The 20,423-nt window shown below is 40.3% G+C and carries 32 protein-coding genes; 10 read left to right on the top strand and 22 right to left on the bottom strand.

Features of this window, described 5'->3' with window-relative positions; genetic code table 11:
- Window positions 1-78: 78 nt before the first annotated feature.
- Complete coding sequence (locus LNN34_RS06340; protein ID WP_024121590.1) at window positions 79-366, top strand: HesB/YadR/YfhF family protein; 288 nt, start codon at window positions 79-81, stop codon at window positions 364-366.
- Window positions 367-398: 32 nt separating this feature from the next.
- Here LNN34_RS06340 and LNN34_RS06345 read toward each other — a convergent pair whose 3' ends face one another.
- From LNN34_RS06345 to acnA, 7 genes are all read right to left on the bottom strand, one after another.
- The gene (locus LNN34_RS06345; protein ID WP_024121589.1) at window positions 399-698 is read right to left on the bottom strand and encodes a hypothetical protein; all 300 of its coding nucleotides are present in this window, start codon (window positions 696-698) and stop codon (window positions 399-401) included.
- A 15-nt stretch (window positions 699-713) separates the two neighbouring features.
- Window positions 714-1,130, bottom strand: coding sequence for a YbgC/FadM family acyl-CoA thioesterase (locus LNN34_RS06350; protein WP_010334419.1), 417 nt, complete (start codon window positions 1,128-1,130; stop codon window positions 714-716).
- A 79-nt stretch (window positions 1,131-1,209) separates the two neighbouring features.
- Entirely contained in the window at window positions 1,210-1,461 is a 252-nt protein-coding gene (gene tlp, locus LNN34_RS06355) for a small acid-soluble spore protein Tlp (RefSeq protein WP_024121587.1), read from the bottom strand.
- A gap of 35 nt (window positions 1,462-1,496) precedes the next feature.
- Window positions 1,497-1,643, bottom strand: a complete 147-nt coding sequence (gene sspN, locus LNN34_RS06360; RefSeq protein ID WP_024121586.1) for an acid-soluble spore protein SspN — start codon at window positions 1,641-1,643, stop codon at window positions 1,497-1,499.
- Window positions 1,644-1,707: 64 nt separating this feature from the next.
- Window positions 1,708-1,833 (bottom strand): FbpB family small basic protein, encoded by a 126-nt coding sequence (locus tag LNN34_RS06365; protein ID WP_003244964.1) that lies wholly within the window; start codon window positions 1,831-1,833, stop codon window positions 1,708-1,710.
- Window positions 1,834-1,912: 79 nt separating this feature from the next.
- The gene (locus LNN34_RS06370; RefSeq protein ID WP_059335689.1) at window positions 1,913-2,422 is read right to left on the bottom strand and encodes a redoxin domain-containing protein; all 510 of its coding nucleotides are present in this window, start codon (window positions 2,420-2,422) and stop codon (window positions 1,913-1,915) included.
- Window positions 2,423-2,492: 70 nt separating this feature from the next.
- Window positions 2,493-5,222 (bottom strand): aconitate hydratase AcnA, encoded by a 2,730-nt coding sequence (acnA, locus tag LNN34_RS06375; RefSeq protein ID WP_059335690.1) that lies wholly within the window; start codon window positions 5,220-5,222, stop codon window positions 2,493-2,495.
- Window positions 5,223-5,449: 227 nt separating this feature from the next.
- Here acnA and sspO point away from each other — a divergent pair, with 227 nt between their 5' ends.
- From sspO to LNN34_RS06395, 4 genes are all read left to right on the top strand, one after another.
- Window positions 5,450-5,596 carry an acid-soluble spore protein SspO gene (gene sspO / locus LNN34_RS06380; protein ID WP_003221239.1) on the top strand — a complete coding sequence of 49 codons (147 nt, stop codon included), beginning with the start codon at window positions 5,450-5,452 and terminating at the stop codon, window positions 5,594-5,596.
- Between the two features lie 30 nt (window positions 5,597-5,626).
- The gene (locus LNN34_RS06385) at window positions 5,627-5,773 is read left to right on the top strand and encodes a small acid-soluble spore protein P (RefSeq protein WP_003221237.1); all 147 of its coding nucleotides are present in this window, start codon (window positions 5,627-5,629) and stop codon (window positions 5,771-5,773) included.
- A 78-nt stretch (window positions 5,774-5,851) separates the two neighbouring features.
- Entirely contained in the window at window positions 5,852-6,244 is a 393-nt protein-coding gene (cotM, locus tag LNN34_RS06390; protein ID WP_095713925.1) for an outer spore coat protein CotM, read from the top strand.
- Window positions 6,245-6,475: 231 nt separating this feature from the next.
- A complete protein-coding gene (locus LNN34_RS06395) occupies window positions 6,476-6,904 on the top strand; it encodes a DUF2621 domain-containing protein (RefSeq protein WP_044155728.1) in 429 nt (142 codons plus the stop codon).
- Window positions 6,905-6,934: 30 nt separating this feature from the next.
- Here LNN34_RS06395 and LNN34_RS06400 read toward each other — a convergent pair whose 3' ends face one another.
- The 3 genes from LNN34_RS06400 to LNN34_RS06410 all read right to left on the bottom strand — a co-directional run bounded on the left by LNN34_RS06400 (window position 6,935) and on the right by LNN34_RS06410 (window position 8,666).
- Complete coding sequence (locus tag LNN34_RS06400) at window positions 6,935-7,426, bottom strand: CcdC family protein (RefSeq protein WP_082687905.1); 492 nt, start codon at window positions 7,424-7,426, stop codon at window positions 6,935-6,937.
- 80 nt (window positions 7,427-7,506) lie between these two features.
- A complete protein-coding gene (locus tag LNN34_RS06405) occupies window positions 7,507-7,869 on the bottom strand; it encodes a response regulator (RefSeq protein WP_010334411.1) in 363 nt (120 codons plus the stop codon).
- Between the two features lie 89 nt (window positions 7,870-7,958).
- Complete coding sequence (locus LNN34_RS06410; RefSeq protein ID WP_044155730.1) at window positions 7,959-8,666, bottom strand: cytochrome c biogenesis protein CcdA; 708 nt, start codon at window positions 8,664-8,666, stop codon at window positions 7,959-7,961.
- Window positions 8,667-8,886: 220 nt separating this feature from the next.
- Here LNN34_RS06410 and ynzD point away from each other — a divergent pair, with 220 nt between their 5' ends.
- Window positions 8,887-9,060, top strand: coding sequence for an aspartyl-phosphate phosphatase YnzD (ynzD, locus tag LNN34_RS06415; protein ID WP_024121579.1), 174 nt, complete (start codon window positions 8,887-8,889; stop codon window positions 9,058-9,060).
- 73 nt (window positions 9,061-9,133) lie between these two features.
- Here the strand turns inward: ynzD and LNN34_RS06420 are convergent, their stop codons facing one another.
- The 6 genes from LNN34_RS06420 to yneA all read right to left on the bottom strand — a co-directional run bounded on the left by LNN34_RS06420 (window position 9,134) and on the right by yneA (window position 13,494).
- The gene (locus LNN34_RS06420) at window positions 9,134-9,352 is read right to left on the bottom strand and encodes a YneF family protein (RefSeq protein WP_003221221.1); all 219 of its coding nucleotides are present in this window, start codon (window positions 9,350-9,352) and stop codon (window positions 9,134-9,136) included.
- Window positions 9,353-9,437: 85 nt separating this feature from the next.
- Window positions 9,438-9,884 carry a sporulation inhibitor of replication protein SirA gene (gene sirA, locus LNN34_RS06425; protein WP_059291740.1) on the bottom strand — a complete coding sequence of 149 codons (447 nt, stop codon included), beginning with the start codon at window positions 9,882-9,884 and terminating at the stop codon, window positions 9,438-9,440.
- Window positions 9,885-10,036: 152 nt separating this feature from the next.
- Window positions 10,037-12,040 carry a transketolase gene (tkt, locus tag LNN34_RS06430; protein ID WP_044155732.1) on the bottom strand — a complete coding sequence of 668 codons (2,004 nt, stop codon included), beginning with the start codon at window positions 12,038-12,040 and terminating at the stop codon, window positions 10,037-10,039.
- 174 nt (window positions 12,041-12,214) lie between these two features.
- Window positions 12,215-12,448, bottom strand: coding sequence for a DUF896 domain-containing protein (locus tag LNN34_RS06435; protein WP_024121576.1), 234 nt, complete (start codon window positions 12,446-12,448; stop codon window positions 12,215-12,217).
- Window positions 12,449-12,511: 63 nt separating this feature from the next.
- Complete coding sequence (locus LNN34_RS06440; protein ID WP_044155733.1) at window positions 12,512-13,165, bottom strand: recombinase family protein; 654 nt, start codon at window positions 13,163-13,165, stop codon at window positions 12,512-12,514.
- A gap of 17 nt (window positions 13,166-13,182) precedes the next feature.
- Window positions 13,183-13,494: a cell division suppressor protein YneA gene (yneA, locus tag LNN34_RS06445; protein WP_229043012.1), complete on the bottom strand. Its 312-nt coding sequence runs from the start codon at window positions 13,492-13,494 to the stop codon at window positions 13,183-13,185.
- Between the two features lie 156 nt (window positions 13,495-13,650).
- On the opposite strand from yneA, the gene lexA reads away from it, so the two are divergent.
- A complete protein-coding gene (gene lexA, locus LNN34_RS06450) occupies window positions 13,651-14,268 on the top strand; it encodes a transcriptional repressor LexA (RefSeq protein WP_010334405.1) in 618 nt (205 codons plus the stop codon).
- A gap of 393 nt (window positions 14,269-14,661) precedes the next feature.
- Here the strand turns inward: lexA and LNN34_RS06455 are convergent, their stop codons facing one another.
- Entirely contained in the window at window positions 14,662-15,090 is a 429-nt protein-coding gene (locus LNN34_RS06455; RefSeq protein ID WP_229043013.1) for a hypothetical protein, read from the bottom strand.
- Between the two features lie 80 nt (window positions 15,091-15,170).
- The gene (gene fosM, locus LNN34_RS06460; RefSeq protein ID WP_059291743.1) at window positions 15,171-15,593 is read right to left on the bottom strand and encodes a FosM family fosfomycin resistance protein; all 423 of its coding nucleotides are present in this window, start codon (window positions 15,591-15,593) and stop codon (window positions 15,171-15,173) included.
- Between the two features lie 199 nt (window positions 15,594-15,792).
- Between fosM and LNN34_RS06465 the strand changes: the two genes are divergently transcribed.
- The 3 genes from LNN34_RS06465 to LNN34_RS06475 are packed head-to-tail and all read left to right on the top strand — an operon-like array spanning window position 15,793 to window position 16,753.
- Complete coding sequence (locus tag LNN34_RS06465; RefSeq protein ID WP_024121571.1) at window positions 15,793-15,996, top strand: DUF892 family protein; 204 nt, start codon at window positions 15,793-15,795, stop codon at window positions 15,994-15,996.
- Entirely contained in the window at window positions 15,993-16,292 is a 300-nt protein-coding gene (locus tag LNN34_RS06470) for a spore coat protein (protein ID WP_059352972.1), read from the top strand. Before LNN34_RS06465 ends, LNN34_RS06470 begins: the two co-directional genes overlap by 4 nt.
- Window positions 16,293-16,300: 8 nt before the next feature.
- Entirely contained in the window at window positions 16,301-16,753 is a 453-nt protein-coding gene (locus tag LNN34_RS06475; protein WP_044155741.1) for a YndM family protein, read from the top strand.
- A gap of 22 nt (window positions 16,754-16,775) precedes the next feature.
- Here LNN34_RS06475 and LNN34_RS06480 read toward each other — a convergent pair whose 3' ends face one another.
- The 4 genes from LNN34_RS06480 to LNN34_RS06495 all read right to left on the bottom strand — a co-directional run bounded on the left by LNN34_RS06480 (window position 16,776) and on the right by LNN34_RS06495 (window position 20,421).
- Entirely contained in the window at window positions 16,776-17,534 is a 759-nt protein-coding gene (locus tag LNN34_RS06480) for a poly-gamma-glutamate hydrolase family protein (RefSeq protein ID WP_044155743.1), read from the bottom strand.
- Between the two features lie 240 nt (window positions 17,535-17,774).
- On the bottom strand, window positions 17,775-18,086 hold the full coding sequence (locus LNN34_RS06485; RefSeq protein WP_044155745.1) for a hypothetical protein: 312 nt from the start codon (window positions 18,084-18,086) through the stop codon (window positions 17,775-17,777).
- A gap of 89 nt (window positions 18,087-18,175) precedes the next feature.
- Entirely contained in the window at window positions 18,176-19,807 is a 1,632-nt protein-coding gene (locus tag LNN34_RS06490; protein ID WP_229043014.1) for a YndJ family protein, read from the bottom strand.
- Window positions 19,801-20,421, bottom strand: coding sequence for a DUF4166 domain-containing protein (locus tag LNN34_RS06495; RefSeq protein ID WP_059291759.1), 621 nt, complete (start codon window positions 20,419-20,421; stop codon window positions 19,801-19,803). The genes LNN34_RS06490 and LNN34_RS06495 overlap by 7 nt, the downstream gene beginning before the upstream one ends.
- Between the last annotated feature and the right edge of the window lie 2 nt (window positions 20,422-20,423).

The following is a 20,423-nucleotide window of genomic DNA, read 5'->3' on the forward strand; positions in this document are numbered from 1 at the left end:
CTATTTTGACACGAGATAGCGTTATACGTTTATAATAGAGAAAATCAAATGATAACAAAGGGAAAAGGGGGTCCTGTTATGAATATGACAGTTAACGAAGACGCGCTGAACTGGTATAAAGAAGAGCTTGATTTACAAAACGGAGACCAAGTTCGATTTTTCGTCCGCTATGGCGGCTGCAGCAACGTTCAAAAAGGCTTTTCTCTCGGAGTGGCGAAAGATGCTCCTCAAGAAGCAGGAGTCACGGCAGAAGTCGGCGGCATCACCTTCTTTATTGAGGAAAGTGATCTTTGGTACTTTGACAACCATGATCTTCTCGTCAGCTATTCAGAGTCTGCTGATGAGCCTGTATTTGAATACCATTAAGAAAAAGAACGCATATCCTATGCGTTCTTTTTTTATAAATGAAAACGTGTGAGATGGTCGGTCAGCTTTTCTTGTTCTAAGATATATTTTTGCGTCTCGCCCAAAAGATCAAAGTGGGGAAATTCGCTTTTTTTATGTATCCATTCTTCCTTCAAACCGTACGCCGCACCCCATTGAACCAGCTTATCAATATCTGCACAGCCTGCTTTTGTCACGGTTTTAGATTCCGGGAAACGGTCATCCAGCCAATAATGTGTTAAAAAAGCGATTTCCCCTCTTTTGACTGCCTTCTTCCATCGGTTAACTTCCTCCCGTTTCACGCCAAATGCCATATGTCATTCACTTCCCTATTTTTTGGCCTTTTCATATGCTGCGTGCCAATCGGGGAAAGCCTTACGAAACTGAATCGGTTTAAAACTTTCTTTATCCACACAAATATGAGATGATTTCGCTTCAATTGATAGCTCACCAGCCGGATTATAAATATGGTAGCCATATATGGTTTTAAAGCCGTTGTATTCCTCAATCCATGTGTGCACCACCGCAGTTTCTCCATAATGGAGGGGTTTTTTGTAGGAAATATTGATATCAACGACTGGAGAAAGCACGCCTTTCTTTTCCATATCACTATACAAAAAGCCTAGGTCTTTAATGAGTGCCGTCCTTCCGACCTCCATCCAAACAAGATAATTCGCATGATACACGATCCCCATTTGATCTGTTTCGGCGTAACGCACTTCTATTTCTGTTTTTGATACATGCAAGATACTCTGCTCCCTTAATCAGTTTAGCCCCATTTTACCACATCCAAATCAGAAAGAAAAAAACCAGGTTTCCCTGGTTTTACGAACGGTATCCGTTTTCTCTCGCTTCGGATTCGTCTTGAATTTCATTGCGAAATGCTTCGATGCTCTCTTCCCGTCTTGCGTTTTTTTCTTTGATGCGCTGCTTATCTTCTCCTGAAGCAAACTCCATTGATTCTTCTGCTTCTTCTATATTTTCGATCGTATTTTGGACCATATCCTGCAGTTTCTCTACGTTGTCGGAACGGTCGTCAGGATTAGGCTGCTGATATTGATTTTGGTTTTTTGTCATTGGGATGAACCTCCTAGTATAAAATCAATCCGGCGCTATTCGCCTTTCGTCTGCATGATAATTGGCTGCTGACCAGAAGTATCGTGCATTTTTTCCCCTTTATTGCGTTTATATTTAACAGGCTTCGTACCCAAGTGGCTTGGAGCATATTGAGGCTGACCGTTTTTCTTGTTGTTTCCCATGTTTATCCCTCCTCAACAAATAGGATTCTCAAAAGGAGGGGCAAACATGAATACAAATTAAAGGTTATTTTTGCTTAAATCGCTGTTCAAGCTTTTCCTCAAGCTGATTTAAATATTCCGTATTCGTCATCAGCTCTTTTTTGTTTTCCATGACGAGCTCATGAAAAGAACGTTTTCTCATCTTCTTCACTCTTCTCACCTCCGCGTATTCTTTTATTTTTTCCAATTCTGAAAATTTGTAAGCATGTTTGCACATAAAAAAACTGAATCTAATGAAGATCCAGTTTTTCTTTCATCTCTTTTTTTGTCATGGTCCCGATATGTATGTCTTGAATCACGCCTTTTTCATCTAAAATATACGTAGTTGGGTATGAAAACACATTATAGTCAGCATTAATTCCTTTTTTATCAATCAAAATGGGGAAGGTTAAATGATACGTATCAGCAAAGTTTTGCACCTGTTTCTCGCTTTTCTCAGCTGAAGTAAAATTAACTGCAATAACCGCTACATCTGAGTGCTCCTTTTGCAGTTCCTCCATAGCCGGCATTTCCTGTCGGCACGGTTTGCACCAAGTTGCCCAGAAGTTAAGCAGAACTTTTTTGCCTTTAACGTCTGATAAAGAGGCCCTTTCTCCTGATAGCGTTTTCAGATTGAAGTCAGGCGCTTGCTGTCCCTCTTCAATGCCTATTTCTTTTTTGCTAAATTGCTGATAGACGTTCCAGCACATGTATCCGGCAAGCCCAATCAACAGGATTCCTGCCACCCATTTTTTCAGCATAATGTCACCCCCGGAGCTATCTGATCTCATAAAAAGAAGAGAAAGCAGAGTGCCTTCTCTTCTTCATACATTATGATTGCTTCATTTTTTCGCGAAGCACCATTTGCAGAATTCCGCCATGGCGGTAATAATCAATTTCAACTTCACTATCGAAGCGCACAAGTGCTTCAAATGTTTTTACATTTCCGTCTTCATCAATTGCTCTTACTGTAACGATATCACGAGGGCGTACGCTTTCATCAACATCCACCTCGATCACTTCTTTACCGCTTAAGCCGAGTGTATCCGCATTTTCACCTTGTTTAAATTGAAGCGGGAGCACACCCATGAATACCAGGTTACTTCTGTGGATTCTTTCAAAGCTCTCAGCAATGACAGTTCTAATGCCGAGCAGGTTTGTTCCTTTTGCAGCCCAGTCACGGGAAGATCCCATACCATAATCTTTGCCCGCTAAGATGGCAAGGCCTGTTTTATCTTCTTTATATTTCATGCAGGCATCATAGATTGATGTCACTTCACCAGTCGGCCAGTACGTTGTAAATCCGCCTTCTGTGCCCGGCGCAATTTGGTTTTTGATGCGGATGTTTGCAAATGTTCCTCTCATCATAACCTCATGGTTTCCGCGGCGGGAACCGTAGGAGTTAAAGTCACGAGGTGACACACCTTTTGCTTGCAAGTATTTTCCGGCAGGTGTATCTTTTCCGATTGCCCCTGCAGGAGAGATATGATCGGTCGTGACTGAATCACCGAATTTACCGACAACACGAAGGCCTTTTAAAGGTTCAACCTTACCTGGTTCAACTGACATTTCTTCGAAGAATGGCGGGTTTTGGATATAAGTTGACTCATTATCCCATTTATACAGCGCTTCATCTGTTGTCTCTATCTCATTCCAGCGTTTGTTGTCATCGAATACTGTTTCGTACTCCTTGCGGAAGAGCTCCGGTGTAACAGTTTGTTTAACAAGTGAATTAATTTCGTCCATTGACGGCCAAATATCGTTGAAGTACACTTTTTGTCCGTCTTTTCCGACACCGATCGGATCCGTCTTCAGGTTAATGTTCACTGTTCCAGCCAGCGCATAAGCTACTACAAGCGGCGGAGAAGCAAGATAGTTACCTTTCACAAGCGGATGAATACGTCCTTCGAAGTTACGGTTTCCAGAAAGAACAGACGTAATCAACAGGTCATTTTTCGCAACTGCTTCTTCAATTTCCGGTGAAAGCGGACCTGAGTTTCCGATACATGTTGTACATCCGTATCCAACGAGGTTAAAACCAAGCTCTTTCATGTATGGAAGAAGGCCTGAATTAACAAGATATCCTGTAACAACCTTAGAACCCGGTGCAAGTGATGTTTTCACGTAGTTAGGCACTTTGAGTCCTAATTCAACCGCTTTTTTCGCCACAAGGCCGGCGCCGATTAAGACGTACGGGTTAGATGTATTTGTACAGCTTGTAATCGCAGCAATAGCGATTGCACCCGTTTTCATGACTGTTTCTTCGCCGTTAAGCAATTTAAATTTAATTTCTTTGTCTTCCTCTTCGGCGTTTAATCCGAATCCTTGGTTACCCGCAGGGCTGACTAAGTGTTTTTTAAACGTTTCCTGCATAGCAGAAAGCGGAATCAAATCCTGAGGACGCTTTGGACCGGAAAGGTTTGCTTCAATTTTAGACAAATCAATTTCGACGACATCAGTAAATTGCGGGTCTTCTACATCTGGAGTGTAGAACAAGCCGTTGCTTCTGCAGTATGCTTCTACTACGTCAATATGTTCAGCATCGCGGCCTGTCAGACGCAGATAATTTAGAGCTTCTTCATCTACAGGGAAGAAGCCGCATGTTGCACCGTATTCCGGAGCCATGTTGGCGATTGTCGCACGGTCTGCCAGCGGCAGTTCAGCAACTCCCGGTCCGAAGAACTCAACAAATTTACCGACTACGCCTTTTTCACGCAGTACTTGTGTCACTTTTAACGCCAAGTCAGTGGCTGTTGTTCCGTTCGGAAGCTTTCCGACGAGTTTCGCGCCGATTACCTCAGGAACAGGGAAATAAGAAGGCTGCCCAAGCATTCCGGCTTCCGCTTCAATTCCGCCGACACCCCAGCCGAGAACACCGATTCCGTTAATCATTGTTGTATGCGAGTCGGTTCCTACCAGCGTATCAGGATACGTAATCAGTTCCCCGTCTTCTTCGACTGCGTGGACAACACTTGCCAAGAACTCAAGGTTTACCTGGTGAACGATACCTGTTGCCGGCGGTACTGCCTGGTAGTTATTAAACGCTTTCTTTGCCCAGCTTAAAAATTTGTAACGCTCTGCATTTCTTTCGAATTCCAAGTCCATATTAATAGCCAGAGCATCTTCTGTGCCCGCTTTATCAACCTGTACAGAGTGGTCGATGACAAGGTCAACAGGAATCTCAGGGTTGATTTTGTCAGGATCTCCGCCGACAGCTGCCATTGCTTTACGTAATGAAGCAAGGTCAACTACTGCCGGTACCCCAGTGAAATCTTGTAAAATAACGCGAGATGGTTTAAACGGAACATCGATTTCCTTTAACTCGGCAGTTCCCCATTTTGCCAAATTTTCCACGTGTTCTTTTTTGATAACGAATCCGTCAACTTGACGCAATACAGATTCTAAAAGAACTTTAATGGAATAAGGAAGCTTCGACACATTCCCGATCCCCAAATCTTCCAATGCTTTCAAAGAGTAGTAATGATAAGTTTTCCCATTTGTAGTAAACGATTTTCTCGCTTGGAAAACGTCTTGTGCTGCAGTTTTTTGCTCGTTTGCCATTCTCCAAAATCCCCCTTCAGATCAGTTCATTCTCAGATGAACATTACATTCCATCACAATTTTCTCACAATTTCATATTAAAACAAAATCATACATAAGTAAATATCAATGTTTTTATTAAATACAATAAGATCGGCTTATCAGGGCAAAAAAGCGGGAAATTTTACTGTCTGCACTCTCTCATATTCCTCATTGAAAGAAGCCATATTATGATTGAGGTGATAATGATGGTCAAACGAAAAGCAAATCACGTAATAAATGGGATGAATGACGCGAAAAGCCAAGGCAAAGGCGCCGGCTATGTAGAAAACGATCAGCTTGTACTGACTGAAGCAGAACGCCAAAATAACAAAAAAAGAAAAACCAATCAATAACGTTGAACTCTTTTAAGGAGGTCTCATTTTATGACCAATAAAAATACAAGTAAAGATATGCATAAAAACGCTCCTAAAGGACACAATCCGGGTCAGCCGGAACCCCTCAGCGGAAGCAAGAAAGTAAAAAACAGAAATCACACAAGACAAAAGCACAATTCCAGCCATGATATGTAATAAAAGCAGACCTTAGTGTCTGTTTTTTTATGCGTTCACCCATTTCTGACCAACTGCATAAGCTAAAGCAAGGTTGATATATGGAGGAATGCTTCCATGACCCATTCAAAACGAAACGATGCTAATGATTTCGATGGTATGGAGGAATGGCTTCGGCAATTTTTTGAAGATCCGTTCGCCTGGTACGACGAAACATTACCTATTGATCTATATGAAACAAGTCAGCAATATATTATTGAAGCAGATCTGTCGTCTATACAGCCGACACAAATCACAATTACCTTGTCCGGATGTGAGTTCATCCTGACGGTTAAATCCTCAGAACAGACTCTTGAAAAACAAATGATGCTTCCTTTTTATTTGAATGACAAGTCGATTGAGACTGAATGCGAAAATCAAATTCTCACAGTTGCCGTCAATAAAGAGACGAATGATGGCTCTTCTTTTTCTCTTCAATTCCCTCTCAGCTAAAATCAAAAGTCACTTTCATCCCCTATAATGAAAGTGACTTTTTTCCGTCCATTTATCGTCAAATACCCTCTAGTGACTCTCCCATGGCCAAATAGCAGATTCACTATACAATAGAATATGATCTATCATCTCTTTTGACTAGACGTCTATCAGTTTTTTCTATTTTTTTTAAACATTGTTCTTCTATTCTTTCTTCATATACAATATGGTTAGTATAAGGGGGAATGATTGATGCTGGGAGGCTGGTTTTTGTGGTTTATTCTGTTTTGGGTGATCACGATGATTGTCTTGTTATCAATCGGCGGTTTTTTTATGTTTCGAAAGTTTTTAAAGCGTTTACCAAAAGAGGACGGCAAATCTGAGCTGGATTGGCAGGATTACTATATTGAAAATAGCAGACATCTATGGAGCAATGAAAACAAACAATTTCTCGATGAATTGGTCACACCTGTTCCGGAGCTGTTCAGAGATATAGCTCGAGCAAAAATTGCCGGAAAAATCGGAGAGCTGGCATTAAAAGAAAACGCAGCCGCAATTGATCAGCGGCTTATTATCAAAGGTTATATTCTGGCTACTCCGAAAAGAGACCATACCTTTTTAAAGAAACATCTACGAGACAAGAAAATCGATATTGAACCTTATCAGGCCCTTCTTAAATAAAAAACCTTTCCCGCAAGGAGGAAAGGTTTTTTAATTCATTTGAATGTCTGCTGACTGCAGCTCGCTTTGAAGTTTTCGGTATGACAGATACATGGCGATTCTCCACGGCACAATCATACCGAAAGCCAGAATCCAAAACATTCCGCTCAGTGCGCCGTAATCAACCGATGTGCTTAAAATTGATTTCATCACAATTCTGATCACTAAAAGGCCGACTAATATAAAGACAAATGCCTTAGAGCGTTTCATGTAAATTTCATTATTTTTAATTTCAAACTTTGAAGTTTTTATAAGAAAAATAGAGAAAATCACGCCTAAAGTGATCGCTTCTAAGAACTCTTCACCCGTTACCCAAAAAACCGGAAATAAAAACATTAACGCCCCCGTACTCATAAAAATCGGCGGGAGAATGATTTTTTTCGGTGAAACGGGCTTATCGGAAGACTTAATTCTGACCACCATCACAGCTGCAGCCATTAAAACAGCAACAATTGATGAAACTATAATCATCATACTTATCATTCCTTTGTTTTCTCGGAGTGTTGACACTATATACTATACTCCAAAACAATAAAAAAAACCATTTTGAAAAGAAATGACTATCAATTTCCCATAACGCGGTTGACAGCTTCTAATACTTTGGACTCCTCAAACGGTTTGACAATAAAATCTTTGGCCCCAAGTTCAATGGCTTCCGTAACAATTCTTTGCTGGCGCATTGCGGTACACATGATGATCTTTGCTTTAGGGTCAAAGGATATGATCTCACGGAGCGCCTTAATGCCGTTTTTCACCGGCATCGTAATATCCATTGTCACTAAGTCCGGCCGAAGTTTTTTATACAGGTCTGCCGCTTGCTCGCCGTCCGCCGCCTCGCCTGCTATTATGTAATTTGCCTCTTCCAAGATCTCTCTGATTTTTACTCTCATGAACTTGGCGTCGTCTACAACTAAAACTCTTGTCATATTCCCCTCCAAAAATCGAATTCCTCAGGTAATAGTATTATTGTACCAAAAACAAAAGGATTAGTAGTAGTGCAAAAGTAATTTAACAGTCAGAAACCTGTAAATCCTCCAAAAAGATCCGACAGCAAAATAATGATCAAGTTCATCCAGTCAAAAAATAGCAGGACCCCAATAACAATCATAAGTACACCGCCCGCTTTCATGATCAAAAGCTGATTCTTCCTGATCCACTTCAGTTTCGTGATGAAGAACGACAATAATACAAACGGAACGGCAAATCCGAGAACATATAGCATCATATACGGTATCGCTGAGCCAGGATTAGTACCTGCTAATGTGATAACAGCCCCCAAAATGGGACCGGTGCAAGGCGTCCAGCCGGCCGCAAAAGCCATACCGATTAAAACGGAACCGAAAAAACCGCTTGGCCTATGCTTAAAATGGACTCTGCGTTCTTTCATGATAACCTCAGGCCGAAACACGCCAATCGTAATAAAACCGAACAGAATAATGAGCAAAGCGCCAACTTGCCGAATGGCATCATGATAATCCCTAAACAGGGTTCCAATAAAAGATGTTCCATATCCTAAAGCTATAAAAATCACTGAAAAGCCCAGCAAAAAAAACAGCGTATGGGCCAAGCTTCTTTTTTGCAGCAATAGTTTCTCTGTTTTCACATCATCCATGCTGACTCCTGTAATATATGACAGGAAAGCCGGATAAAGCGGCAAGCAGCAAGGCGAAATAAATGATAAAAATCCCGCGCCGAATGTCAGAAAATAATTCACATCTCCCATGTCTTCATCCCTTCATGATTTGACATTCCTTCAAGTTATGACAAAATCATTTCATTTTTTTAACACTTTCACTCGAAGGATTTCTATTTTCAAAAAAAACTTATATAATTTAATTTGACATTGAGACATTGTACTCCTTCTCATTTGAAAATTAGTATAAATATGGATATAATATAAACATTCACTTTTGAAGATCTAATGTATGAAAGGATACATCCCTGTGATTAGAGAGCATCTATTAAATGAAATTGAAAAAAAAAGAGCAGAGCTGCTGCAAATTGTCATGGCGAACGGAATGACATCTCATATTACGATAGAACTCAGTCAGGAGCTTGACCATCTTCTCATACAATATCAAAAGCAGCGCCTTCGAGCAGTAGCGGGTGATGAATGATTGCAAAATAAAAAACCCGATAAAGGGTTTTTTATTTTATAACCATGTTTCTTTATATCATAATCTTTACGTATTATTTCGTTTGATTATTCATGGCTTTCATCATTTGATTGATTTTCTTTTGAGAAGGTTTCATTCCCATTTGCATCATCATCATGCGTAACATTTGTTCATTAATAGGCGGATTCTTTTTAAGGTAGCTCATCATATATTTACGAGCAATAAAAAACCCGAGTGCAACACCTATGAGCAGTGCAACAACGCCCACTAGGATGCCAACCCATAAAGTCATTTTATTTCCTCCTTCATGTTGTCTAGTTTAAAGTGTACTAAACCAAAAGCTATTATACAACATTTACATCTCTTTTTCTTCGGTTTTAGACAAAATTTCTTTCTTTCACCGGATTTAACCACCCATACCGCTTCGTATTGAAATCCATTGCGAGAAAGCAAGGGCTTACTTTGCGAAGAACTTCAAAAAATATCGTTTCCGCCTCGTAATCTCCGTTAGCTACAATTTCAATCATGTGTTCTTTCATCATAAAAGACGCTTGTCCCTTAGCTTTTGGGAGAGATAATCTATAAATATAATCCAGCTGTGTATAGTTTGTATTATTCAAATTCATTTTTAACCGCTGATGCATATGTAAAATCGGAATGGGTCTTGTGATATATTGAATTTGTTTCTCTGTCATTTCATACTGCTGCCTCGTCAGGCTTGTCCAATGATAGTCTTGAAACAGCTCAAACATAACCGATTCCCGCCCGAAATAATGATTGGCAAATTCCTCTTTGATCAGGTACGTATAGTAGTGACGTTCCATCTTCTCATCCCCTTTTCCAGCAGCATTTCATTTGCATTCTATTATACAAAAGAAGAGAAGAAAGAATTGTCTATTACTGTTAAACAGCCAATACTATTTTTGTCGGATAAACAAGAAAAAGAGGATGATTTGACTCATCCCCTTTGAAAAACTTATTTATTGATTAATGCTTTGACTCGATCCACAACATTTGCAACTGAGAAGCCGTATTCATTGATAATGGTTTCGCCAGGAGCGGAGGCGCCGAATTTGTCAATACCGAGCACGTCTCCTTCAAGCCCTGTGTATTTGCCCCAGCCAAATGATGAGCCCATTTCAATCGCAAGACGTTTTCTCACATCTGACGGAAGCACGGAGTTTTTGTATTCATCCGATTGTTTCTCAAAACGATCTACTGAAGGCATGCTGACGACAGAAACATCAATATTTTCTTTCGCCAATTCCGCCTGTGCTTCAATTGCGAGGCCAACCTCTGAGCCCGTAGCGATGAGAAGAGCGTCAGGTGTTTCGTTTTTAGACTTAGAAACAACATAAGCACCTTTTTCTACACCAGCTAATGCCTCTTCAGCTGTTTGGTCGATTGTAGGAAGGTTTTGACGTGTCAATACAAGCGCTGTTGGCTGATTTGTGCTCTGCACCGCAAGCTTCCAAGCCGCTGCTGTCTCATTACCGTCTGCAGGACGGATTAAAGAAAGGTTAGGCATAGCGCGTAATGAAGCAAGCTGCTCAACCGGCTCGTGAGTCGGTCCATCTTCACCGACCGCGATACTGTCGTGAGTAAAGACATATGTCACAGGAAGACCCATTAATGCTGCAAGGCGAATGGCCGGACGCAAGTAATCAGAGAAGACAAAGAATGTTCCGCCGAATACACGAAGTCCGCCGTGAAGCGCCATACCATTTAAGGCTGCACCCATAGCAAATTCACGAACACCAAACCAGAAATTTTTGCCTGAGTAATCAAGCGCTGTATAATCACCGGAATTTTTAATCGTCGTTTTGTTTGACCCTGCTAAGTCTGCAGAACCGCCGACAAAGAACGGAATTTTATTCGCAAGACCGTTCAGAACTTCACCTGAAGAGGCACGGGATGCCAGACTGCTTCCTTTTTCATAAACAGGCACCTCTTGATCCCAGTCTTTCGGAAGTTCTCCTTTGATAGCCAGTTCAAGCTGTTCAGCGAGTTCCGGATAAATTTCTTTATATTTAGCGAATTGGTCATTCCATTCCTGTTCCTTTTTCTCGCCGGATTCTTTTACTGTTTTTGCGAAATGCTCATATACTTCTGACGGAACGTAGAAATCTTCTTCATACGTCCATGCATAAGCTTCTTTTGTTAATTTACTTTCTTCTTTGCCAAGCGGAGCACCGTGAACACCGGAAGTGCCGGCACGGTTAGGAGAACCGAAACCGATTGTCGTTTTTACTTCAATCAATGTAGGTTTCTTGTCGTTTTGGCGTGCTTTTTCAATTGCCGCAGATAATTCTTCAATATTGTTTCCATCCTCAACGTAAAGAACTTCCCAATTCATCGCCTCAAAACGCTGTTTCACGTTTTCAGAGAATGAACGATCCAGATCTCCGTCCAATGAGATGTCATTAGAATCGTATAATAGGATCAGACGGCCAAGCTGAAGATGGCCTGCAAGTGAAGCGGCTTCAGAAGAAATACCTTCCATTAAATCGCCGTCACCGCAAATGCTGTATGTATAGTGATCGACTACATTGAATGAATCGCGGTTGTAAGTTTCGGCTAAATGGCGTTCTGCGATAGCCATTCCAACCGCCATTGCGATTCCTTGTCCAAGCGGCCCTGTTGTTGCATCAACACCTGCTGTATGTCCGAATTCCGGATGCCCCGGTGTTTTGCTGCCCCACTGGCGGAATCCCTTAAGATCTTCAATGCTGAGATCATACCCGCTTAAATGAAGCATGCTGTATAAAAGTGCTGATCCGTGTCCCGCAGATAAAACAAAACGATCGCGGTTAAACCACCCAGGGTTTGCCGGATTTACATTCATAAATTTTGTCCATAGCGTATATGCCATTGGCGCTGCCCCCATAGGCATACCAGGGTGACCAGAGTTTGCTTTTTCAATAGCGTCTATTGATAGTGTGCGAATGGTAGCAACTGATTTCTTTTCAATTGTATCCATAAAAATCCCCTTCCTTATATGTTGTACCCTTTCATCATAAATGTCTGACGACTTTTTCTCAACTGTTTCAGCTTAAATTTGAGAGAAACTTGATACATTTTGTCACCTGAAGAAAGCGCTGTTCTTTGTAGTATATACAAAAGAGGAATACGATATTGCCGTATTCCTCTTATATTAGTGAAGTCTGTTATTATTTTTTTCTCTTTTTAACTTTTCAGGTGTTACGTCATTGCCTTCAGGATCAATGATTTTTACACTTTTTAATGTGTTTTTCATAGAAGAACGAAATCCTTTTAGGTACTCTTGACGGAGCTTTTGCTGTTCAGCTTTTTCTTCTTCTGTAATAACGCCAGCTTTAGCTTTTGCGGCAAGTTCATTGATTCTGGCAATTTTTTCGTTTGAAATCATGATAAACTCCTTTATTGCATTTTGTCTATATACTACTAAAACAAGAGGAGTTTTACAACTGATTCACTCGCCTGTCTGCTCATTCTCTATGTATTCCTGAAAACGCCGATGGACTGTCGCCTTTGACACATCATAGCCAAAACCTCTCAACGTAGCCGCGATTTCAGCAAACGTCAGTTTATTCGCTCTCAACCGGACAATCTCCGAGATCGGAACTTCTATTCTTTCTTTTCCGCTGTTTTCATGCTGGTTTTTCAGGTTCTTTTGTGGCTTAAAACCATTTTTCACTGCACGTTTCATTCCGCGTTTAATTTTCATGTTGTGGATTTTCCGCTGGTATTCCTCCACAATGCTGACGATTTCCAGCACCATAGAGTCAGCCTCTGATAACTCCAGCTCACCTCTGTGAGCGGTCGTATATACTTTTACACCTTCCCTGTAAATACAATGAAGAAGTGCAATTTTCGCGTTTCCCCGGCCGAGTCTTGTTTCATCCTGAACTAAAATCACATCAATATTTGAATTCTTGATAAGATCAAGCAAATCAAATACACCATCCCGGTCCATTTCATATCCGCTGGCTTTTTCAGAAATCACTTTGACGACTTCCATGCCGTTCTCGGCAGCAATGGCCGTAAGCTCCTCCTCCTGCCGCTTTAATGAGGTTTCTTGCTGTTCTTTATTTGTGCTTACACGGGCATAAATGAGCGCTTTCACCTTTCTACCTTTCCTCTCTATTTAACAGTAGCCAGTTCGTATGCAGCCGGGTGTTCCTTTTTTAATGGAATCACCAATTCATCCCCCGGCTGAATCTCAGACGTCTGGAGATTATTTTTTTCAGCTACCCATTCAACAAAATCACTTTTATTTATCTTTTTTGAGTCATCCACCTGATCAGCGAGCGACCACAGCGTATCCCCAGACTGAACTTTTATTTTAACATATTGATTAAGCTCCTGTTCGCTGCTTGTATATGACAACAGAAGGATAACCACGCTTAGAATCACAGTGAACAGGCCGACAAAAATAATAGATTCTTTATTCATGATAACAACCTCCGACAAGAATGTTTGTTCGCATTTTTATAATTTCAGTATATACGAACAAACGTTTCTGTCAATTGTTTTTTTCGAACCTATGTTTGTACTGTCAGGAAAATCATGCTATAATCTATTTAAAATCGACGTTTAGAGGTGCAAAAAATGACGAAGCTATCAAAAAGGCAACTTGATATCCTCCGTTTTATTAAAGCAGAGGTTAAATCAAAAGGATATCCGCCTTCGGTTAGAGAGATCGGAGAGGCTGTCGGCCTTGCGTCCAGTTCTACTGTCCACGGCCATTTGGCCCGTTTGGAAACAAAAGGGCTGATTAGACGCGATCCGACAAAACCAAGAGCGATAGAAATTCTGGATGAAGAAGTAGAGATTCCAAAAAGCCAAGTCGTTAATGTACCGGTAATCGGAAAAGTAACGGCGGGCTCGCCTATTACAGCGGTTGAAAACATTGAAGAATACTTCCCGCTTCCTGACCGTATGGTTCCTCCGGATGAGCATGTGTTTATGCTGGAGATCATGGGTGACAGTATGATTGACGCAGGTATACTTGATAAGGACTATGTTATTGTAAAACAGCAAAACACGGCGAATAACGGTGAAATCGTAGTGGCGATGACAGAAGATGATGAAGCTACGGTAAAACGTTTCTATAAAGAGGATACACACATTCGCTTACAGCCTGAAAATCCAACCATGGCTCCGATCATACTGCAGAATGTCAGCATATTAGGAAAAGTAATTGGTGTGTTCAGGACTGTCCATTAAACTATTGAACTATCAGTTACAAAGAATAAACCCCCTCTTCCTTTGCGGAGTGGGGGTTTTGTTTTTAAAAAAAGCAGGCTCGCCCTGGCTTAGGTGCGAACCTGAATAGGAGGAAAAAGAACATCATGTTTACACCATAATTATCCATCATTTAATTGTTGAAGTCAAGAAATTTTCTTTCCTTAATGAAACTTTTTTTAAAAAAAGTGCTGTTTAACAAATTAGACGTTCTCTTCTTATAAATGTTTCGATTTTTGGACGTGAAAAGATGAGTTCTACTCTCTTCTATTATATTGAGCGAGACAAAAGGAAATATATTGAATATTTAGTACATAGTTTATTTAGTTAATTTATTCTGCAAAAAAAGCTCACTTCTTTTCAAAAATGTGAGCTTCAATCAAAATTAAAATATTCTACACCATAGTGGCCTTTTACATGAACACTTGCACAGTTTTCTGAATGTTCTTCAGCTAATATTCGATACCGGTGATAAGGTTCAATGGAAACCTTATCTTGGGCGCTAAAGTCAAACCAATTACCGGTGAATTGTTTTGTGCTTAACGTAGTATAATCCCCTGCAAGTCCCATTCGCTGAAGCTTAATGTTAACTGAACAAGTGTTCACTCCTAATATCGTAAATTGGTATCCTAAAAAATAATCCATTGCCGGTACATCACTAATGTTTTCTACATAAAACGCTTTTATTCCGTCCTTTAGAATAAAGTCGGTTTTATGCTCAAACTGTGAAGTTGCTGCATGAATGGTCCCGGTTCCAAAAACACATAGTAAAACAGCTGTCATGAGCAATATTTTATTTCTCAACTGCAATCCCCTCCTTTACCATATATTAACCCCAGAAGATAAATATGTATATCCCCTGTTACTCTGTTTCCCGTACTTTTTCAATCATAAAAATCCATGTGGGTTTTAGCTTGCTTATAATATTGAAGTCTGTCTTGGAGAGTTCCTGTATGGAATTCAAATTTATGGCCGTCAGGATCAGTGAAATAAATTGATTTTCGATCACGTTCATCTCGTTCTCTCCCAGGCAACATAGTAACATGAAGGTTTTTTAATTTTGCGGACATTTGTTCAAACTCGCTTTCCTCAATTGTAAAAGCGATATGGGTATAAGAAGCGTTAATATCATTTCTGGGAATGTCACGCTCTTCGTTGAGAGCCAGCCATATGCCGTTTAAATCGAAATATGCAGTGCTCCTTCCTTTAACCAGCAGTTTAGCATCAAAGACATTTTGATAAAACTCGATGGAAGTCAGTAAATCAGAAACAGAAAATAACAAGTGATTGATCCCTTTGATCTCCACTGTGTCTCCTCCTTAGTATTTAAAGATAGATGATTAAAAACCATGAAAGATTGATTTGTTTAACAGAAGCTCACCCCCATCCCTTGTGTACGGACATTGCAGCCAGAAAGTTTCAAGCGACCAGCAAAAAATACCAGTGTAAACAAAAGCAATTTGTTCAAAATAAACCATATTACTTCTTCAGAAGGGAATGACCATTATGAATGGCTACGGCCTTCATGAAACGTTAGAATTGCACGAATTGCTTACGTTTAAGAACCTTTGTTTGACAAAATCTTCAACCATGACGGGACTTGTACAAGATGAAGAATTAAAGAGTATTCTTGAGCAAGATGCTCAAAAAACAAAACAGCAGGTTGCGCGTTTGCAGGAATTGCTGTCAGTGAGAGGTGAACAAGCGTGAATGAGTTCTTTCAAAAATTAGCCGGAATGGGCAGTATGACCGAACAAGTGATCGCAACAGATTTTTTAATATCGGCAAAGACAGGCGTTAGAAATATTGCAGCTGCCATCACAGAATCTTCTTCCCCAGAAGTCAGAGAAACGCTGCAGCAATATTTACATGACGCGATGAATACCCATGAACAAATTTTTCATTATATGGCTGCAAAGGGTTTTTATCATTCTAATGATTTAACTCAGCAAATAAGTGTCGATCTAGAGGCTGCAGATACCGCTAAAGATTTGCCACAAATATAGGTGATCAAATGAAACATATTATCGCTCTTGCTTCTAAGACAGCTTTAACTCTTGCCCTATTGTATGTGATTTTGGATAGAGTTTACCATGCTTCCTTTTTAAGTGTGCTGTTTATTGCATTTTTCTTAAGCTTTGTAACATACCTTTCCGGTGACATCCTGATCTTGCCGAGAACCAGCAATATAACAGCTTCACTGGCTGACTTCGGACTTTCACTCGTTATTCTTTGGGTCTTTCTTGAAACGCAAACTAGAAACGGTTTCTCACCGTTTGCAGCCGCTCTGATTGCGTCTGTCTGCCTTACTGTTTTTGAATATTTTTTTCACCGGTATTTACTGAAAAATGTGCTGGATGAAACATTCCGAAATGAACTGACTGTCAAAGATAACACTTTGCAATATCAAACCGAGGCATCAGATGAATTGTTTCCTGAAGCCAATGATCAGAAGGACGAAAAATAAGGAGGCTTTGCGCCTCCTTATTTTAATAGCTGTTTTCTATGAAATGGGTCATCACTTCTGTAAAATCATAAAACCTCTCATTTTGAGTCACGGATCTGCTTTTTAAAGAAAAGATGCCAAACAAAGATTCTCTGAAACCTGTACTCATCTCTAACTGGATGCTCAAACCGGTTTTTGATTTATTCGCTATATTGTTTGGACTTACGCCTGCATGCGGATGATCTGTACCAAGCAATTCAGCCGGAAAACCTGCTTTTTGCAGTTTTGAAACTAATTCTGCCGCTCTTGATCGGTCTGTTCCGCCGATTTGTATCTGTTGGTCCTCTCCTGCATATCCATGCAATGAAATGACATACTCATGACTTTCTACAAGCTTCAGTGCCTGAGGCTCATCAAAATGTGTGCTTGTTATATGCAGTACTGAATTTCCAGACGTCTTCAAACCTTCAAACAAATACATGGAATATTCTTTGCTGAGCTCTCTCGCTAATTCACTTGTGCCGCCTTCAATACCTCCTCCGTGAATAGCTAAAACAAGCACAGAGCTGCCGGTTTCTTTTGTGGCAATGTTATAATCTGAAGGGTCTTCGTGATTCTTTAATTCCTCGAAATTCTGATAGATATCCTCTGCATATACAGAAGAAACCGGAACAAACAACAAGAAAATCAACAACAATTTTACATTTTTTAAAGTTGATGGAAAACGTTTGACTATGTTACAATCAACATGCTTCAAGGAATGGAGCACACGGCGGAGCAGGGATACTTTGGCCGGTTTCATCTACTCCGCCTCAAAACCAAAAACACAGGATGCTGGACTCTTTGAGGCTTTAGCACGAATTATCTCGTCCTCCTTGTTAAATTTTTGTTAAATTCACAATATTATATACCATTAGCCCGGGCGCTGTTCTTCACATTTATGAATTTATACTCCTTAGCAAAAAAGTAAAATCGCACCGGCTTTATTCTCATTCCCCCATTAAATAAAAAAAATGCACCCGCCTGCTGGCTTGTGCACCTTTTACTTTCTGTTATTCCCGCGCTTCTTTACTTTATTGAGCTTATTAATGTCTTTTTCAATTTTTCTTATTCTCCGCTTTTGCGGAATGGCTTTTATTTCACTGTAAACAGCAATAAACCCGCTTAAAGTCACTGCTGCAATATAAATGAAACGGTGTTTGATAAAACGGTCAACAAGATCATGGTCACCTGCTTTTCTTTCAAGCCTTTCGATTACATCTTTATCGAATAGCTGATCGACATAAACTTGCTTCATCCCCACTGCAAATCCCGCAGCCAGCCATACAATCAGAAACAAACTGATATAAAACATAAAAACCCTTCCTTCCTTGTATGAGGTGCAGCATGTTGTTTACCGGACGAGAGACTGTAAGATGAACTATTGTCTTTGTTTTATATTATTCATTTGGACGGGCAATATGTAATGTCATAATCTACAGTTAGAAATTGAATCCCAAACAGCCACATTTCGTGAACAGCTGTTAACCTGTTTGCACCCGCCGGAGCCTTTATAAGAAAGGTTTCAGATAATGGAAGCGGGCAGGTCCCGACTTTTGTTCTAAGATAAATCCCTTCATCCCCAGCACCGCTTTTTCTCCGCCTGCTGGTCAAAATCAGGTTCTCTTTGTGATGATAAGGCTTTAAAATGCCTGTCATGTTACTGAAAGGAAGCGGCAGAGAAATATTCATGTACCCTTCCCCTTTTGAGCGATATACAGAATACAGCGCGGTAAAAATGGTTTCGTTTTTTTCATTTGTTCTGATCCAGGCACGCACCTTTTTTCTTCCGTCTTTTTTTGAATGGACACCTTTTATTGTACTGTGCATCCTATACCAGTCAGGATTCGTTGACAGATGTATTTGTCCGGTTCTTTTGCTGATGTATTCATACATTTTCGCAAAGGGCTGAAACCAAGTGCTCCACGTCACTTTTGCTTTTACCTCATAATCTTTCGTCTGTTCATAAAAAGAAACAATCAACGGTGTCAAATGCTCCGGTGAAAAATCGTTTGAACGAAGGCCTCTCATATCATCCACAAGTCCGCTATATCGAATGTTATTTTCAGCGTGAATGTTGTGCAAAAAGTTCTTTCCGATTGTTCTCTTTCCGTATATACGGCTGAAAACCTTGACACTCGCATCCGAGGGCTGAGGATTTTCTTTTCTCCATCCTGCAAGAGCCGGCAAAATAACACCGAATGCGTTCACGATACCGTGTATCCATATCATTTGGCTGATGGTCAGCGTGACTTCTTGCCGGAATACACCGAATGAGTAAATGAAAGAGAAACAGATCGTTATCATTAACACGACAGAAGACAGTCGGATAAGCACTTTTCCTGTCTTACTGCGAAAAGCTGTCTTAAATATTAAGTATGAGTTAAGATAAAGTGCTGCCATATAGATACCAACCGCCAAGATATCAAGTGTTTTTGAGTATGTTATTCCGAGTGCGATGAGGAGCGGCGACAGTAAAATAATCCATGTCACCCAACCGTACATAACCCGTTTTTCTCTATTGACTCTGCCAAGTAAACCATTAAAGATCGGGATCAGAAAAGCAGAATAGTGAAAATGAACAGCTGTGAGCAAAATAATAAGAGGACCGAAGTGCAGGATATGTAAATGCGCAGCATAGGCAAAAAACCAAAATCCCCCTCCGCCTAAATAAACGAGTCCTAACAAAATAGATGTTTCTTCGATTCTATGTATTTTTGTTTTCAAGAGCCGCAACACACCATATAAAGCCAACAAAGCAGTGTATATCCACCAGATCAGTGCAAAATACCCCACGTCTGTTACAAGGGCTAATACCGCGAAAACAGCTGCTGCCGGATAGATGTGCATCAATATTTTTTCCGAAAATTGAATAATCCTGTGAGCTGATTGATGAAAAACAAAAGGAAAAATTCCCGGCACAAAAAAGAGAATGGAAAACAAGACAAGCGCCTCCGCAACTGATATGTCGGGAGCTTCAGATACAAGAAACCAGATGAAACAAAGCGCACTAATGATGCCGTTTCGTTTTAACATACTTCTCCCTCTGTTTCCTGAAACGTCCCTTTATAATAAAAAAGAGTGCCAAGAATTGCATTTTCCACATGAACTTGAATAGTGAAACAGTTGTTGCTTTCATCAAAAGTTTCGCAAACAGTGGAATTACCGCTCAGCCATTTTGGCAAAGGAATTCTTTTTCCGCATATTAATAGCCATTGCTTTCCTGATGTAATGTGGAGAGACCCGTCAGAGAGTGCTTCAAAAGTTAAAACAGACAGCAGAATATGAGGTTGGCCGAAAAAATCAAGTATTCGTTTTTCATTTTCGTCGTATACCATAACTGCATCAAAGAAACGCTTTTTATCTTTAAAGACAAAAGTCCGATTCCATTCAATCCCCGTATGTTCCTGCTTCGTAAGACATGTTCTGTTTTTAATTGTAAAAGGGATGTCCTTTCCTCTTTCTGAAAAGAAACATCTAAAAAACACCCCGCATTTCAGCAGCATTCTGACAAAAAAAGACCCTCCGCTTATTTCTGACATCGTTCCTCTTCCGCTGAATGTATGTGACCTGTCTAATTGATAACGTTTCTGCAGCTTGGGATGTAATAGATGATAATTTATAATTGTTTTTTTATACATTGAACTCACCA

It is taken from the genome of Bacillus sp. AF23 (genome assembly GCF_020861455.1).
In the GTDB taxonomy this organism is placed as follows: domain Bacteria; phylum Bacillota; class Bacilli; order Bacillales; family Bacillaceae; genus Bacillus; species Bacillus halotolerans.

What these genes read in the sequence shown, in the direction of transcription:
- LNN34_RS06400 (WP_082687905.1), bottom strand. Translation starts at nt 7,426, where the DNA reads ATGATAAGTATGATGATTATAGTTTCATCAATTGTTGCTGTTTTAATG.
- tkt (WP_044155732.1), bottom strand. Translation starts at nt 12,040, where the DNA reads ATGGATACAATTGAAAAGAAATCAGTTGCTACCATTCGCACACTATCA.
- LNN34_RS06395 (WP_044155728.1), top strand. Translation starts at nt 6,476, where the DNA reads ATGCTGGGAGGCTGGTTTTTGTGGTTTATTCTGTTTTGGGTGATCACG.
- acnA (WP_059335690.1), bottom strand. Translation starts at nt 5,222, where the DNA reads ATGGCAAACGAGCAAAAAACTGCAGCACAAGACGTTTTCCAAGCGAGA.
- LNN34_RS06480 (WP_044155743.1), bottom strand. Translation starts at nt 17,534, where the DNA reads ATGAAACCGGCCAAAGTATCCCTGCTCCGCCGTGTGCTCCATTCCTTG.
- sspN (WP_024121586.1), bottom strand. Translation starts at nt 1,643, where the DNA reads ATGGGAAACAACAAGAAAAACGGTCAGCCTCAATATGCTCCAAGCCAC.
- LNN34_RS06485 (WP_044155745.1), bottom strand. Translation starts at nt 18,086, where the DNA reads ATGTTTTATATCAGTTTGTTTCTGATTGTATGGCTGGCTGCGGGATTT.
- LNN34_RS06370 (WP_059335689.1), bottom strand. Translation starts at nt 2,422, where the DNA reads ATGCTGAAAAAATGGGTGGCAGGAATCCTGTTGATTGGGCTTGCCGGA.
- LNN34_RS06405 (WP_010334411.1), bottom strand. Translation starts at nt 7,869, where the DNA reads ATGACAAGAGTTTTAGTTGTAGACGACGCCAAGTTCATGAGAGTAAAA.
- LNN34_RS06475 (WP_044155741.1), top strand. Translation starts at nt 16,301, where the DNA reads ATGAAACATATTATCGCTCTTGCTTCTAAGACAGCTTTAACTCTTGCC.
- LNN34_RS06340 (WP_024121590.1), top strand. Translation starts at nt 79, where the DNA reads ATGAATATGACAGTTAACGAAGACGCGCTGAACTGGTATAAAGAAGAG.
- sspO (WP_003221239.1), top strand. Translation starts at nt 5,450, where the DNA reads ATGGTCAAACGAAAAGCAAATCACGTAATAAATGGGATGAATGACGCG.
- LNN34_RS06385 (WP_003221237.1), top strand. Translation starts at nt 5,627, where the DNA reads ATGACCAATAAAAATACAAGTAAAGATATGCATAAAAACGCTCCTAAA.
- LNN34_RS06345 (WP_024121589.1), bottom strand. Translation starts at nt 698, where the DNA reads ATGGCATTTGGCGTGAAACGGGAGGAAGTTAACCGATGGAAGAAGGCA.
- LNN34_RS06435 (WP_024121576.1), bottom strand. Translation starts at nt 12,448, where the DNA reads ATGATTTCAAACGAAAAAATTGCCAGAATCAATGAACTTGCCGCAAAA.
- LNN34_RS06465 (WP_024121571.1), top strand. Translation starts at nt 15,793, where the DNA reads ATGAATGGCTACGGCCTTCATGAAACGTTAGAATTGCACGAATTGCTT.
- sirA (WP_059291740.1), bottom strand. Translation starts at nt 9,884, where the DNA reads ATGGAACGTCACTACTATACGTACCTGATCAAAGAGGAATTTGCCAAT.
- lexA (WP_010334405.1), top strand. Translation starts at nt 13,651, where the DNA reads ATGACGAAGCTATCAAAAAGGCAACTTGATATCCTCCGTTTTATTAAA.
- LNN34_RS06410 (WP_044155730.1), bottom strand. Translation starts at nt 8,666, where the DNA reads ATGGGAGATGTGAATTATTTTCTGACATTCGGCGCGGGATTTTTATCA.
- yneA (WP_229043012.1), bottom strand. Translation starts at nt 13,494, where the DNA reads ATGAATAAAGAATCTATTATTTTTGTCGGCCTGTTCACTGTGATTCTA.
- LNN34_RS06420 (WP_003221221.1), bottom strand. Translation starts at nt 9,352, where the DNA reads ATGACTTTATGGGTTGGCATCCTAGTGGGCGTTGTTGCACTGCTCATA.
- tlp (WP_024121587.1), bottom strand. Translation starts at nt 1,461, where the DNA reads ATGACAAAAAACCAAAATCAATATCAGCAGCCTAATCCTGACGACCGT.
- LNN34_RS06490 (WP_229043014.1), bottom strand. Translation starts at nt 19,807, where the DNA reads ATGTTAAAACGAAACGGCATCATTAGTGCGCTTTGTTTCATCTGGTTT.